This window comes from Streptomyces sp. NPDC057438, assembly GCF_042802995.1.
Classification (GTDB): domain Bacteria; phylum Actinomycetota; class Actinomycetes; order Streptomycetales; family Streptomycetaceae; genus Streptomyces.
This window is the reverse complement of sequence record NZ_JBHVDD010000002.1, coordinates 236,536-250,511: the sequence shown is the minus strand read 5'-3', so window position 1 is coordinate 250,511 and position 13,976 is coordinate 236,536. Positions and strand designations below refer to the sequence as shown.

At 68.7% G+C, this 13,976-nt stretch carries 10 protein-coding genes; 8 read left to right on the top strand and 2 right to left on the bottom strand.

Annotated features, from left to right (window positions below):
- Positions 1-46: 46 nt before the first annotated feature.
- Positions 47-337, bottom strand: coding sequence for a hypothetical protein (locus tag ACFU5F_RS02855; RefSeq protein ID WP_383880930.1), 291 nt, complete (start codon positions 335-337; stop codon positions 47-49).
- Between the two features lie 513 nt (positions 338-850).
- Between ACFU5F_RS02855 and ACFU5F_RS02850 the strand changes: the two genes are divergently transcribed.
- The 8 genes from ACFU5F_RS02850 (at position 851) to ACFU5F_RS02815 (ending at position 12,633) form a co-directional block, all read left to right on the top strand.
- A complete protein-coding gene (locus ACFU5F_RS02850; protein ID WP_383880927.1) occupies positions 851-3,187 on the top strand; it encodes an ABC transporter family substrate-binding protein in 2,337 nt (778 codons plus the stop codon).
- An 86-nt stretch (positions 3,188-3,273) separates the two neighbouring features.
- Complete coding sequence (locus ACFU5F_RS02845) at positions 3,274-3,420, top strand: hypothetical protein (RefSeq protein WP_383880925.1); 147 nt, start codon at positions 3,274-3,276, stop codon at positions 3,418-3,420.
- 601 nt (positions 3,421-4,021) lie between these two features.
- Positions 4,022-5,929: a translational GTPase TypA gene (gene typA, locus ACFU5F_RS02840; RefSeq protein ID WP_319362698.1), complete on the top strand. Its 1,908-nt coding sequence runs from the start codon at positions 4,022-4,024 to the stop codon at positions 5,927-5,929.
- Between the two features lie 463 nt (positions 5,930-6,392).
- Positions 6,393-7,439, top strand: coding sequence for an ABC transporter permease (locus ACFU5F_RS02835; protein WP_383880922.1), 1,047 nt, complete (start codon positions 6,393-6,395; stop codon positions 7,437-7,439).
- A 102-nt stretch (positions 7,440-7,541) separates the two neighbouring features.
- Entirely contained in the window at positions 7,542-9,335 is a 1,794-nt protein-coding gene (locus ACFU5F_RS02830; RefSeq protein ID WP_383880919.1) for an ABC transporter substrate-binding protein, read from the top strand.
- A 98-nt stretch (positions 9,336-9,433) separates the two neighbouring features.
- Positions 9,434-10,411, top strand: coding sequence for an ABC transporter permease (locus tag ACFU5F_RS02825; protein ID WP_383880916.1), 978 nt, complete (start codon positions 9,434-9,436; stop codon positions 10,409-10,411).
- 15 nt (positions 10,412-10,426) lie between these two features.
- Positions 10,427-11,488, top strand: coding sequence for an ABC transporter ATP-binding protein (locus tag ACFU5F_RS02820; protein WP_383880913.1), 1,062 nt, complete (start codon positions 10,427-10,429; stop codon positions 11,486-11,488).
- A 14-nt stretch (positions 11,489-11,502) separates the two neighbouring features.
- On the top strand, positions 11,503-12,633 hold the full coding sequence (locus ACFU5F_RS02815) for an ABC transporter ATP-binding protein (protein ID WP_383880911.1): 1,131 nt from the start codon (positions 11,503-11,505) through the stop codon (positions 12,631-12,633).
- Positions 12,634-12,986: 353 nt separating this feature from the next.
- Here the strand turns inward: ACFU5F_RS02815 and ACFU5F_RS02810 are convergent, their stop codons facing one another.
- Positions 12,987-13,970, bottom strand: coding sequence for an ABC transporter permease (locus ACFU5F_RS02810; RefSeq protein ID WP_383880908.1), 984 nt, complete (start codon positions 13,968-13,970; stop codon positions 12,987-12,989).
- Positions 13,971-13,976 lie beyond the last annotated feature (6 nt).

Below are 13,976 nucleotides of genomic sequence, written 5' to 3'. Positions count from 1 at the left end.
GTCCAGGGGGCTGGGGCGGGGATTCAGGGGTGGTCGGTCACGGCGGTCAGGGGGCGCGGCGGTCGCGGGCGCCCAGGCCCTCGTCGTCCGAGTCCGTCCACAGCGAGCTGTCGTACGGGGTGTCGGGGATGGAGAGCAGGTCGGGGCGGCGCGGCTTCGCCAGGGCCGGGGCTGTCTCGCCGAGCAGCGCGACGCTCTCGCGCAGGTGGTCGGCGTCGGTCCGGACGCGGCGTATCTCCAGGCCGCTGCCGCCGAGTTGCTGTTCCAGGCGGCGTACGGACCTGGTCAGTTCGTCCAGGCAGCGCCGTACTGCCGTCAAGTCGTCTTGCACGGACATGACTTGCCCTCGCTTTCAGGGGGTGGTGACCCCAAGGCGGCAATGTTCATGCGCCTGCGAGTGTCGCGCGTCACACGGTGTGGTGGGAAGCCGTGTGCGGTGTTCTTTTGCGGCGGGAGAGTTCGGAGGGTGCGGTTGTCCGGAGGGTGCGGCCCGGCGGGGCTTCTCGCGCAGTTCCCCGCGCCCCTGACAGCCCAGGACCCCGCGGCCTTGCAAGGCGGCCGGTGCCGGGCCTGAAAGGCAGGGGCTCAGCCCATGTTCTTCAGGGGCGCGGCCGGCCCCACTCACCCGCCCCTCCGAACAACAGAACCCCCTCCCCGCGACGCGCCCGAACCGACTTCATGGCGCCCAAACGGGTGGGTTACGCGGCGCCCCTCGTCGTGTCGCCACCCCCGCGAGAACCCCGTCCTCTTCAGTGGGCCGCATCCGTCTGATCAGCTCCATATACCGCCGAACGTGATCAGAGCCGCCCCCGTCCCCGTTCTCCCACCGCGGAGCGAGGAGGTCGCAGTGATGCCGATTCCCCACGACCGCGTTCGACCGCGCGCCCGGCGCCGCACCCTGGCGTTCCTGGCCGCGGGCGTGCTCACGGTGCCCGGCTTGAGCGGCTGCAGCGAGGAGGACCCGGCGGGCAGACCCGTCGCCGGACAGGACATCGCGCCCGCCGCACGTGACCTCGTCGCCGACGGCGGCACCCTGCGCTGGGCCGTGGACGCCGTGCCGGAGACCCTGAACACCTTCCAGTCGGACGCCGACCCGACCACGGCTCGCGTCGCCGGCGCCGTCCTGCCGTCGATGTACCGACTCGACGCCAGCGGCCGCCCCCAGCTCAACACCGACTACCTGGAGTCCGCGAGGATCGTCGAACGCGAACCACGGCAGGTCGTCCTCTACAAGCTCCACCAGGAGGCGGTGTGGAGCGACGGCCGGGAGATCGGCGCCGCCGACTTCGCCGCCCAGTGGCGGGCCCTGTCCGGCAAGGACGCCGCCTACTGGACCGCCAGGAACGCCGGCTACGAGCGGATCGAGAAGATCGAACGCGGGGACAACGACCTGGAGGTCCGCGTCACCTTCGCCCGCCCGTACGCCGACTGGAAGTCCCTGTTCTCGCCGCTGTACCCGAAGCAGGTGATGGGCACCCCCGACTCCTTCAACGACGGCGCCCGCAAGAAGCTCAAGGTCACCGCCGGGCCGTTCGCGCTGAAGGAGGTCGACCGCAAGGGCGGCGAGGTCACGCTCGTCCGCAACCCCCGCTGGTGGGGACGGACCGCCAAACTCTCCGAGCTGGTCCTGCGCGCCGTACCGCGCGCCGAACGGGCCGAGGCGCTGGCCGAGGACAAGGTCGACATCGCCGAGATCGACTCCGCGCAGGCCGAGCGGATCATGCTCGCCTCCCGGGACCGGAAGAAGACGGCGCAGGGTGCCGGTCCGCCGCTCTCGCAGAGCGGCGCCCTCGGCCGACAGAGCGCTCACGGCCCCGAGTCCGGCCTGACCCCCGCGAGGTCGCTGCGGTCCTGGGCCGTCGCGCACGGCTCGGACGAGAAGGCCGCGGACGACGAGATCAGCGCCCGGAAGAAGCGGCGCGCGGCGCTCGCCGAGTACACCGCCCAGCAGTCCGCCCTGCGCGGCTTCGCCGTCCGCCGGTCCCTGGAACCCGCCTTCACCCAGCTCGCGCTGAACGGCTCCGACGGCCCCCTCGCCGACGAGCGCGTCCGGCGCGCCGTGGCCCGCGCGATCGACCGCGAGAAGCTCGCCGCCCTCGTCCTGGAACCGCTCGGTCTGCCCGCCGAACCCGTCGGCAGCCACCTCGCCCTCGCCGGCCAGGCCGCCTACGCCGACAACAGCGGCGCCCTCGGCGGCCAGGACGCCGACGAGGCACGGGCCCTCCTCGCCGACGCCGGCTGGGAACAGGGCGGCCCCCTCGAACCCCGCGAGCCCCTTCAGGAGAGCAAGAAGGCGGCCGGCGCGGAGGGGGAGAAGACCGGCACGAAGGACGCCTCCGGCTCCGACAAGCCGGGCTCCCGCCCCGACGAGCCCGGCCAGGAATCGGACGAGAAGGATTCCGACGAGAGGGATTCCGGCAAGAAGGATTCCGGCAAGAAGGATTCCGGGAAGTCCGGCTCCGCCGAGGACGAGAGCACGTACATCGTCGGCGGGGACGACAAGCCGTACGACGCCGACGAGACCCTCGCCCAGGACGGCAAGCAGTTCAAGCCGGGCGGCGCGCCCGGCGCGTACGCCCCCCAGGGGACGCGGGCGCCCGCCACGGCCGCGCGCGGGCCGCTCGCCAAGAACGGCAAGCTGCTGACGCTGCGCTTCGTGCTGCCGTCCGGACCGGGGACGGAGTCGCTGCGGACCGTGGGTGAGCGGATCGCGGTGATGCTGGAGCGCGTCGGGATCCGCACGGAGATCACGAAGGTCGCCGACGAGAGCTACTTCAAGGACCACATCGCGAACGGACAGTACGACCTCGCGCTGTACTCCTGGCCGACCTCCGCGTACCCCGCCACCGACGCCCGGCCGATCTACGCCAAGCCGGTGCCGGCGGCCGACGGTTCGCTGAACGTCGAGCAGAACTACACCCGCGTCGGCACGGACCGGGTCGACCAGTTGTTCGATCAGGCCGTGTCCACGCTCGACGAGTCCAAAACCCGCTCGCTGATCCGCAAGGCGGACGCCCGCATCTGGGCCGCCGCCGGGTCCATCCCCCTCTACCAGCGCCCCCAGCTCGTCGCCGCCCGCACCACCCTCGCGAACGCGGGCGCCTTCGGCTTCCAGACCCCCGTCTACGAGGACATGGGCTTCCTGAAGAAGGGGGCGAAGGGCCCGGCGCGGCCCACGGCCTCGTAGGAGATCATCGCTCCGCGGACCCCGGCCGCCGCCCCCGTACGGACGCGGGCGGCGGCCGGGGTACGGGCACGGGGAGGGGGAGGGCGATGCGCGACGAGGTACGGCACAGCCCTGCCGTCGGGACCGCCCGCGCGGTCCTGGCCGTTGTGGCGATCCTCACGGTGGGGGCGGCGGACTGCACGGGTGACCCGGATCACGGGGCCGCCCGCGGCGAGGCCGGGCGCACGCCGTGACCTGCACGGACGGCACGTACACCTGGTCCGGCGTACGACACCGCACGGAGCTGACGGCACTCGGTGAGCCGGTCACCTTCGCCAAGGGGACGGACTCCTAGGCACTGGGCGCGCATCTGAAGGCGGAGGAGCCGCTCGCGGACCCGTCCGAGGAGGAGCCGCCCGAGGAGACGGCCTTCGGCCGGCACGCCGGGCGGCTCGACGGCCCGTACTACCTCTGGAAGCAGATCGGGTTCGTCGACGCCCGCTTCACCTACACCTGCGGTGACGCCGATCCGGCCCGGGGCCACGTCCACACCTGGGAGACGGTCGGCTCGGGATTCCTGTCCTGCGACACCCCGCCGGACGGGGCGGCCGGGCGGGCCGCCGCCAAGGAGGCGTGCCCGGCGGGTTCGCGGGCGGCGAAGGCGGCTTGGGCGCCGGCGCAGCGCCCCTGAGCTGGGGCGGAGTCGGTCTGAGCTGGGCCGGAGCGGCCCGGGGAGCCTCGGTGCCCGCGGCCCCGTACCATGGGGTGAGGCCGTGGCGTGTCCAGCCCGGCAGGGTCCGCGCGACACAGATGTCAGCGCAGGCCGTCCTCACACTCCGGGAGAAGCGCCTCACTATGGCCACGCGCCACGACATCCGCAACGTCGCCATCGTCGCCCACGTCGACCACGGCAAGACCACTCTGGTCGACGCCATGCTCAAGCAGGCCGGTGCCTTCGCCGCGCACGCCGCCGAGTCGCTCGACGACCGCATGATGGACTCGAACGACCTGGAGCGTGAGAAGGGCATCACGATCCTCGCCAAGAACACGGCGGTGAAGTACCACCCGAAGGATGGCGGCGACGTCATCACCATCAACATCATCGACACCCCCGGCCACGCCGACTTCGGCGGCGAGGTCGAGCGCGGTCTGTCGATGGTCGACGCGGTGGTCCTGCTCGTCGACGCCTCCGAGGGCCCGCTGCCGCAGACGCGCTTCGTGCTCCGCAAGGCGCTCCAGCAGCGCCTGCCCGTCATCCTGTGCATCAACAAGACGGACCGCGCGGACTCGCGCATCGACGAGGTCGTCAACGAGACCTACGACCTCTTCCTCGACCTCGACGCCGACGAGGACCAGATCGAGTTCCCCATCGTCTACGCGTGTGCGCGTGACGGTGTCGCCTCGCTGACCAAGCCGGAGGACGGCACCGTCCCGGCCGACAGCAACAGCCTGGAGCCGTTCTTCTCCACGATCCTGTCGCACGTCCCGGCCCCGTCGTACGACGAGGAGGCCCCGCTCCAGGCGCACGTCACCAACCTGGACGCCGACAACTTCCTCGGCCGTATCGCGCTGCTCCGCGTCGAGCAGGGCGAGCTGCGCAAGGGCCAGACCGTCACGTGGATCAAGCGCGACGGCTCCATGTCCAACGTGCGCATCACCGAGCTGCTGATGACCGAGGCGCTCACCCGCAAGCCGGCCGAGGTGGCCGGCCCGGGTGACATCTGTGCCGTCGCCGGTATCTCGGACATCATGATCGGCGAGACCCTCGCCGACCCCGAGAACCCGATCCCGCTGCCGCTGATCACGGTCGACGAGCCGGCGATCTCCATGACGATCGGCACGAACACCTCGCCGCTGGTCGGCCGCGGCGGCACCGGCAAGGGTGCCGACAACAAGGCCGCGGTCAAGGACCGCAAGGTGACCGCCCGCCAGGTCAAGGACCGCCTGGACCGCGAGCTGGTCGGTAACGTCTCCCTGCGCGTCCTCGACACCGAGCGCCCGGACGCCTGGGAGGTCCAGGGCCGTGGTGAGCTGGCGCTCGCCATCCTGGTCGAGCAGATGCGCCGCGAGGGCTTCGAGCTGACCATCGGCAAGCCCCAGGTCGTCACCAAGGAGGTCGACGGCAAGGTCTACGAGCCCGTCGAGCGCATGACGATCGACGTGCCCGAGGAGCACATGGGCGCGGTCACGCAGCTCATGGGTGTCCGCAAGGGCCGGATGGACAACATGTCGAACCACGGCTCCGGCTGGGTGCGCATGGAGTTCGTCGTGCCGTCCCGCGGCCTCATCGGCTTCCGGACCGAGTTCCTGACGCAGACGCGCGGCACGGGCATCGGGCACTCCATCCACGAGGGCCACGAGCCCTGGTTCGGCGCGCTCCAGACCCGTAACAACGGCTCGCTGGTCGCCGACCGCGCCGGTGCCGTCACCGCGTTCGCGATGACGAACCTCCAGGAGCGCGGTGTGCTCTTCACCGACCCCGGCACCGAGGTCTACGAGGGCATGATCGTCGGTGAGAACTCGCGCTCCGACGACATGGACGTGAACATCACCAAGGAGAAGAAGCTCACGAACATGCGGTCCTCCTCGGCCGACTCGTTCGAGGCCATCGTGCCGCCGCGCAAGCTCTCCCTGGAGCAGTCCCTGGAGTTCTGCCGCGACGACGAGTGCGTCGAGGTGACCCCGGAGGCCGTGCGCATCCGCAAGGTCAACCTGGACGCCCGCGAGCGCGCCCGCGCCGCGAGCCGCGCCAAGCACGGCTGACGTTCCGTCAGTTTCCGTCTGTGAAGCCCCGGTTCTCCGCCTTCCGGAGAACCGGGCTTCCGGCCTGCCCGCACGGCGGGGAGGTGTCGTGGGATACCGGGGCTTCCGGGAAGCGCGTGAGGGGCCCGTGGGGGAGGCCGGCCACGTGTCGCCCGCTGTCCGATCAGCTGTCTGAGAGCTGTGAACCGCTGTTCGGATATCGGTGTTGCAGCGATCAAGTTTCGGACATGTAAACAAAAATCGTACCCCGAATGTCCGCTTCGCCGGTTTCTCTTACCGCTTGTCAAGCGCGACCAGGTGTCAATCTTTGCAATTTTTGCTCAAAATATGGACGGTAGGGAGATCCCTATGCCTTCCGCCCTTGACGCGCGTTGACCCGTTTGGCGAAAGTTCCCCCAAACCACAGAACCTGCCGGTATCTGTGCTGCGCTCAACTCTCCAACCCCCCGGGGGAAGAACAGACATGACCAGTCCAACCAAGGCCGAGGGCTCGGGGTCCGCGGTCGCCTTGGACCCCGAGCTGGCATCGACCAGCGAGAAGGTCGAGCCCAAGAAGCTCGAAGGCCGTTCCCCCGGCCAGCTGATGTGGCAGCGCTTCCGGCGCGACCGTACCGGCATGATCTGCGCCGGGGTAGTGATTTTCTTCTTCGTCATCGCACTGGCCGCGCCGCTGCTCACCGCGATCAGCGGGACGAACCCGTACACGCTGTACGGACAGGACCCCGAGTACGCCGACGTCAACCCCGTGCTGGACGACTTCGGTCTGCCGCTCGGCTGGTTCGGCGGTGTGTCGGGAGACCATTGGTTCGGCGTCGAACCGCAGTACGGTCGAGACCTGTTCGCCATGCTGGTGTACGGGATGCGCACCTCGCTGTTCATGGCCGTGGGCGTGACCGTGCTGGTGATGATCACCGGTGTCGTCATCGGTCTCGTCGGTGGCTACTTCGGCGGCAGGACCGACTACTGGATCGGTCGGGTCACCGACTTCTTCCTCTCCTTCCCGTCGCAGTTGTTCTTCATCGCCTTCATGCCCGTGGTGACCGCGTTCTTCGTGGACCCGCGGGAGGCGACGCCGACCTATCTGCGAGCCGTGGCCATCCTCGTCGTGCTGTGGGTGCTGGGCTGGATGGGTATGGCGCGTCTGGTCCGCTCCACCGTGCTGTCACTGCGGGAGCGGGAGTTCGTGGAGGCCGCCAAGGTCTCCGGGGCCTCGCCCTGGCGGATCGTCCGCAAGGAGATCCTGCCGAACGTGGTCTCGCCGATCCTGGTGCAGTTCACGTATCAGCTGCCCAGCACGATCCTCACCATCGCCTTCCTCTCCTTCGCCGGTGTCGGGTTCGTCGAGCCCACCCCGGACTGGGGACGGCTGTTCGCCGCCGGCGCCGACTACGCCGAGCAGGACCCGGCGTTCATGTTCTTCCCCGGAACGGCGCTGGTGATCTTCATCCTGTGCTTCAACCTCCTCGGAGACTCCGTACGGGATGCGTTCGACCCCAAGTCCGGGCGCTGAATCGTCCATTGGTGGGGGGTGACTGCCGCCCCCGCGTCGGCCTACCAGCCGCGTCAGGCAGTACTCATGGATAACAACCGACAGGTAGGTGCATACACCGTCATGAAGTCGCTCACCTCGCGCAGAGCGCGTGCCATAGTGGTCGCCATCGCGGCCGGCTCCCTCGCGCTCACCGGCTGCTCGGAGAACAAGGGCGGTAACTCGGGCAAGGACTCCAAGAAGGACCAGAAGGAAGCGGCCCAGCAGTCCTCGGCCGTGACCTACGCGGACGCCACCGCCTCCGCCGGCCCTGCCAAGGAGGTGCCCGGCGCCAAGAGCGGCGGCACGATCCAGGTTTTCCAGGAGGCCGGCCTCTCCCACCTGGACTCGGGTCAGATCTACGTCTCCGACGGTGGCCAGGTCTCCAACCTGATCTACCGCGGTCTGACGAACTTCTCCGAGGACGGCAAGGGCGGCGTCTCCGTCGTCGGCGACATCGCCACCGACTCGGGCAAGTCCTCCGACGGCGGCAAGACCTGGACGTACACGCTGAAGGACGGCGTCAAGGACCAGAACGGCAACGAGATCACCTCGGCCGACGTCCGCCACACCGTCGAGCGCATGTACGCCGAGTTCATCTTCGACGGCCCGAACTACCTCCAGACCTGGCTGAGCGGTCCGAAGTACCGTAAGGCCCTGCCGGACGGCGGCTTCGGCAAGAAGCACCTGCCGGACTCGGTCCTGGAGACCCCGGACGACAAGACCATCGTCTTCCACTTCGACAAGCCGCGTCCGGACCTGCCGCAGACGCTCGCGATGCCGGGCTACTCCATCGTTCCCGAGGAGACGGACACGAAGGAGAAGTACGACAAGGCTCCGGTCTCCCTGGGCCCGTACAAGATCTCCGAGTACAAGGTCGGCAAGACCCTCAAGCTGGTCAAGAACGACCAGTGGGACCCGAAGACCGACTCCGTGCGCCACCAGTACGTGGACGGCTGGAACTTCGACTTCGGTGTCACCGAGTCGACGCAGACCAAGCGTCTGATCGCCGACCAGGGCGCCTCGAAGAACGCGATCCAGTTCACCGGCAGCGTCGAGTCCACCCAGATCCAGGACGTCATCAGCGACCCGGCCGTCAACAAGCGGACGATCAAGGGCTACCAGCCCTACGTCATGACGCTGACCTTCAACCTGGACCGGGTGAAGAACAAGGCGGTCCGTGACGCGGTCACCTACGCGGTGAACTCCAAGTCGCTCATCGCCGGTGAGGGTGGTGCGTACGGTGGTGACGTCGCCCCCAACCTGTTCGCCCCGACCCTGCCGGGCTACGAGGCCAAGTACGACCCGTACGGCCGTCTGAAGATGCCGTCCGGCAACATCGAGAAGGCCAAGGAGCTCCTGAAGGACGTCCCGGCCGCCGAGAAGAAGCTCGTCTTCGCCTACGGCAACACCGAGCAGGGCCAGAAGCGCAAGGTCGCCATCGAGGACGCCCTGGGCAAGGTCGGCATCGACGTCGTCTCCAAGGAGGTCGACGCCGCGAGCTACTACGAGCAGATCGGCAAGGTCAAGAACCCGTACGACATGTACATCACGGGCTGGGGCCAGGACTGGCCGTCCGCCGGTACGGTCGTCACGCCGATCTACGACGGTGAGCAGGTCGCCGACGGTGCGCCGAACTACTCGCACATCAACGACCCCAAGGTCCAGGAGCTGATCGCCAAGGCTCTGACCCAGGAGCCGACCGAGGCCGCCAAGACCTGGGAAGAGGCGCACCACTACATCCTGGAGAAGGTCAACCCCTCCGCGCCGCTGTGGTACACGAAGCAGTTCCAGCTCTACGGTTCGAACATCGGCGGTGCCCGCTACAGCACCGAGTCCAGCTACATCGACGTCACCCGACTGTTCCTGAAGTCGTAACTCTCTACGGCTGACGCGGGAGTGCGCACCAGGCGGAGCGCACTCCCGCGGTTCCGTGAAACCCCTCCACCGTCTCCGCAGAGAGCAGCCTCCCCGCCATGCTTCAGTTCATCCTCCGGCGCACGGCCGGTGCCGTCGTCACCTTGTTCCTCATCGGCGCCGCCACGTTCTTCCTCTTCGTCGCCGCGCCCTCCGACTACGCCTCTCTGGCCTGTGGCAAGGACTGCTCCCCCGAGAGACTGGACAACATCCGCCAGGCGCTGGGTCTCAACGAACCGGTCTTCAAGCAGTTCTGGGACTTCATGTCCGGCATCGTGGTCGGCCGTGACTTCCCCGACGGCCACTGCCCGGCGCCGTGCCTCGGACAGTCCTTCTACTCGGGCGACTTCGTCTGGGACACGATCATGGACCGGTTCCCGCTCACCCTGTCGCTGACCGTCGGCGCCATCGTCGTCTTCCTGATCATCGGCCTCGGCGCCGGCATGATCTCCGCCTACAAGCGCGGATCGACCGTCGACAAGCTCGCCACCGGCACGTCCATGGTGCTCAGCTCGTTCCAGATCTACTTCCTCGGCCCGATCGCGCTGACGATCCTGGTGTACAGCACCGGCTGGATGGAAGACCCGAAGTACGTGCCGTTCACCGAAAACCCGGTCGGCTGGCTCGTCGGCCTCTCCATCCCCATGGTCGTGATGGCCACCATCTTCACCGCGCAGTACACGCGTATGGCGCGCGCCTCGATGATCGAGCAGCTCGCCGAGGAGCACGTGCGTACCGCCCGGGCCAAGGGCATGTCCAAGAAGTACGTGTTCTTCCGCTACGCCTGGCGCGGCTCGCTCATCCCGATCGTGACCGTCCTCGGCATCGACATCAGCGCCCTGCTGGGCGGCGGTGTGGTCACCGAGCTCACCTTCTCGCTCCAGGGCATCGGCCGCCTCGCCGTGGACGGCGCCGTCAACAAGGACCTCCCGCTGACGATGGGCGTCATGCTGTTCGGAGCCTTCTTCATCCTGCTCCTGAACATCCTCGTCGACATCGTGTACGCGTGGGTCGACCCGCGCGTCCGGCTCTCCTAGGAAGAACGAACCACCGTGACCACACTGACCAAGACCGAGGACTCCCCGGCCCCGACCGGGCCCGAGAGCTTCCTCTCGGTCCGTGACCTGCGGGTGCAGTTCTCCACCGAGGACGGCATCGTCAAGGCTGTCGACGGCCTCTCGTTCGACGTCGAGCGCGGCAAGACCCTGGGCATCGTCGGCGAATCGGGCTCCGGCAAGTCCGTCACCAACCTGACCATCCTGGGTCTGCACAGCCCCCGGACCACCACCGTGGACGGCGAGATCGTCTTCGACGGCAAGGAACTCGTCACCGCCACGGAGAAGGAGCTCGAAGCTCTCCGCGGCAACAAGATGGCGATGATCTTCCAGGACCCGCTGACGGCTCTCTCGCCGTACTACACGGTGGGCCGGCAGCTGTCCGAGCCGTTCATGAAGCACCGCGGCGCCTCCAAGAAGGAGGCCAAGGACCGGGCCGTCCAGATGCTGGAGAAGGTCGGCATCCCGCAGCCCAAGGTGCGCTTCGACGACTACCCGCACCAGTTCTCCGGCGGTATGCGCCAGCGCGCGATGATCGCCATGGCGCTGATGTGCGACCCCGACCTGCTGATCGCCGACGAGCCGACGACGGCGCTCGACGTGACCGTGCAGGCGCAGATCCTGGACCTGCTCAAGGACCTCCAGCAGGAGTTCGGCACCGCGATCATCTTCATCACCCACGACCTCGGCGTCATCTCGAACATGGCCGACGACCTGCTGGTGATGTACGCGGGCCGCGCCGTGGAGCGTGGCAGCGTCAAGGAAGTGCTGCGTACGCCCAAGCACCCCTACACATGGGGCCTGCTGAGTTCCATGCCGCGCCTCGACGGCGACATCCACGAGATGCTGACGCCGATCCCCGGCTCTCCGCCCTCGCTGCTCAACCCGCCCTCGGGCTGCCCCTTCCACCCCCGGTGCGCCTACACCGGCGAGGTCCAGGGCACCCTGTGCACCGACGTGCGGCCCCCGCTGGGCGAGGGACGCGCCTCCGCGTGCCACCTGACGGCGGAGCAGAAGCAGACCATCTTCATCGACAAGATCCAGCCCCGGCTGCGCTAGGGAGAACCGAGATCATGAGCGACAACCTCACCCTCCCCACACAGCAGGGCTCCGCCGGCACCTCGACCGAGACGCTGCTCGAAGTGTCGGGACTGACGAAGCACTTCCCGATCTACGGCGGGTTCCCGATCAAGCGCAAGGTCGGGGCCGTCCAGGCCGTCGACGGAGTGGACCTGACCGTCGGGGTCGGCGAGAGCGTCGGTCTGGTCGGTGAGTCCGGCTGCGGCAAGTCGACCACCGGCCGGCTGATCACCCGGCTGCTGGAGCCGACCGCCGGCAAGATCACCTACGCGGGCCGGGACATCACCCACGCCTCGCGCAAGCGGCTTGCCCCGGTGCGGTCCGAGATCCAGATGATCTTCCAGGACCCGTACTCCTCGCTGAACCCCCGGCAGACCGTCGGCACCATCATCAAGTCGCCGATGGAGGTCAATGGGATCGAGCCGCAGGGCGGCCGGGAGAAGAAGGTCCGTGAGCTGCTCGAGCTCGTCGGCCTCAACCCGGAGCACTACAACCGCTTCCCGCACGAGTTCTCCGGCGGTCAGCGCCAGCGCATCGGTGTGGCCCGCGCGCTGGCCCTGAACCCGAAGCTGATCGTGGCGGACGAGCCGGTCTCCGCGCTGGACGTCTCCATCCAGGCGCAGGTCGTGAACCTGCTGCAGAAGGTCCAGGACGAGCTGGGCATCGCCTTCCTCTTCATCGCCCACGACCTGGCGATCGTCCGGCACTTCTCCCAGCGCGTGGCGGTCATGTACCTCGGCAAGGTGGTCGAGGTCGGTGACCGGGACTCGATCTACAACCGGCCGCGGCACCCGTACACCCACGCCCTGCTCTCGGCGGTGCCCGAGGTCTCGGTCGAGGAGGAGGACCGGGAGCGGATCCGTCTCGCCGGTGACGTGCCGTCGCCGATCCACCCGCCGTCCGGATGCCGGTTCCGTACCCGGTGCTGGAAGGCGCAGGACAAGTGCGCCTCCGAGGAGCCGCCGCTGGTGCAGCTCTCCGGAAACAAGGCCGGTCACCTCACGGCCTGCCACTTCCCGGAGGACCCCACGACGGAGGCACGGGACGAGGACGTCGTGCTGGACCCGGCGCTGAAGGCGCTGGAGAAGGACGCGGACGCCGGGGCGAAGATCAGCAAGGACTGACCCGCGGGGCGCGTCGAAACGGCGGCGCGACTCCCGGAAGGCGTGGTGTCCGCGTCCTGGGCGCACGGAGCGAACGTGCTCCGCGCACCCAGGACACGGGCCGTAGGGAAAGCAGTGGGCCGGACAGGAAGCCTGTCCGGCCCACTGCTTTCTTCGGCGTGGCCCCCGGCTCCCTCCCGTACGCGTTCTCTTCGGCCTCTCGATCGACAAGCCCGGTGATCCGGCGGCACTGATCGCGGACCCGGCCGGCGGGCCGCAGTTGCTGTTCGTCCGGGTGCCCGGGGGGCACGTCCGCGAAGAACCGGATCCACTTCGACCTCAAGCGGGAGAGTCGGGCTGACGCCCCCCGGGCCCTACGCCAATCGCACCCGGGGATCGATCAGCGCGTACACCGCGTCCACCACGATGTTCGCGACCACGATCGCGGCCGCCGCCACCAGGACCACACCGAGGAGCAGGGGGAGGTCGTTGTCGCGGACCGCCTTGATGGAGAGGGCGCCGATGCCGTGGAGGCCGAAGGTCTCCTCGGTGATGATGGCGCCGCCGAGGAGGTAGCCGATGTCGAGGCCCAGGATGGTGACGATGGGGCCCATGGCGCCGCGCCAGGCGTAACGGAAGAAGACCGTGGACCGGGACAGGCCCTTGGCGCGGGCCGTGCGGACGTAGTCCTCGGCGAGGGTCTCCACGAGCTGGGAGCGGGTCATCCGGGTGTAGTTGGCGGTGAAGATGATCGCGAGGACCAGCCAGGGGAGGAGGAGCCCCTTGAACCAGGCCGACGGGTCCTGGGTGAAGCCGACCGCGTCCGAGGGGCGGGGCAGCAGGCCCCACTGGTCGGAGAGGTAGTACATGGCCACGACCCCGACGATGTAGATCTGGAGCGAGGAGCCCACCAGGGACGCCGAGGAGGCGATCTTGTCCAGGGCACGGCCCTGCGCCACCGCCGCGATCATGCCGGTGCCCACGCCGAAGACGACGAACACGACCGTGCTGCCGAGCGCGAGCGACAGCGTGGTGGGGAAGCGGTCGGTGATCAGGCCGAGGACCGGCTCGTGGTTGGTGAAGGAGTAGCCCAGGCAGGGTGCCGGGCAGTGGCCGAGCCCGGCGTAGTCCCGGCCGGCGAACACCCCGGCCAGCCAGTGCCAGTACTGGACGGGCAGCGGATCGGCGATGCCGAGGTTGTGCCGGACCAGGGCGAGCGTCTGCGGGGTGCACAGCTTGCCGCAGGCGGCGCGGGCGGGGTCGCGCGGGGCGACGTAGAAGAGGAGGAAGGTGATCGCGCTGATGATCAGGAGGATCAGCAGCGCGCTCAGTGTCCTGCGTGCGACGAAGCGGAGCATGGTGGT

What these genes read in the sequence shown, in the direction of transcription:
- ACFU5F_RS02855 (WP_383880930.1), bottom strand. Translation starts at nt 337, where the DNA reads ATGTCCGTGCAAGACGACTTGACGGCAGTACGGCGCTGCCTGGACGAA.
- ACFU5F_RS02850 (WP_383880927.1), top strand. Translation starts at nt 851, where the DNA reads ATGCCGATTCCCCACGACCGCGTTCGACCGCGCGCCCGGCGCCGCACC.
- ACFU5F_RS02845 (WP_383880925.1), top strand. Translation starts at nt 3,274, where the DNA reads ATGCGCGACGAGGTACGGCACAGCCCTGCCGTCGGGACCGCCCGCGCG.
- typA (WP_319362698.1), top strand. Translation starts at nt 4,022, where the DNA reads ATGGCCACGCGCCACGACATCCGCAACGTCGCCATCGTCGCCCACGTC.
- ACFU5F_RS02835 (WP_383880922.1), top strand. Translation starts at nt 6,393, where the DNA reads ATGACCAGTCCAACCAAGGCCGAGGGCTCGGGGTCCGCGGTCGCCTTG.
- ACFU5F_RS02830 (WP_383880919.1), top strand. Translation starts at nt 7,542, where the DNA reads ATGAAGTCGCTCACCTCGCGCAGAGCGCGTGCCATAGTGGTCGCCATC.
- ACFU5F_RS02825 (WP_383880916.1), top strand. Translation starts at nt 9,434, where the DNA reads ATGCTTCAGTTCATCCTCCGGCGCACGGCCGGTGCCGTCGTCACCTTG.
- ACFU5F_RS02815 (WP_383880911.1), top strand. Translation starts at nt 11,503, where the DNA reads ATGAGCGACAACCTCACCCTCCCCACACAGCAGGGCTCCGCCGGCACC.
- ACFU5F_RS02810 (WP_383880908.1), bottom strand. Translation starts at nt 13,970, where the DNA reads ATGCTCCGCTTCGTCGCACGCAGGACACTGAGCGCGCTGCTGATCCTC.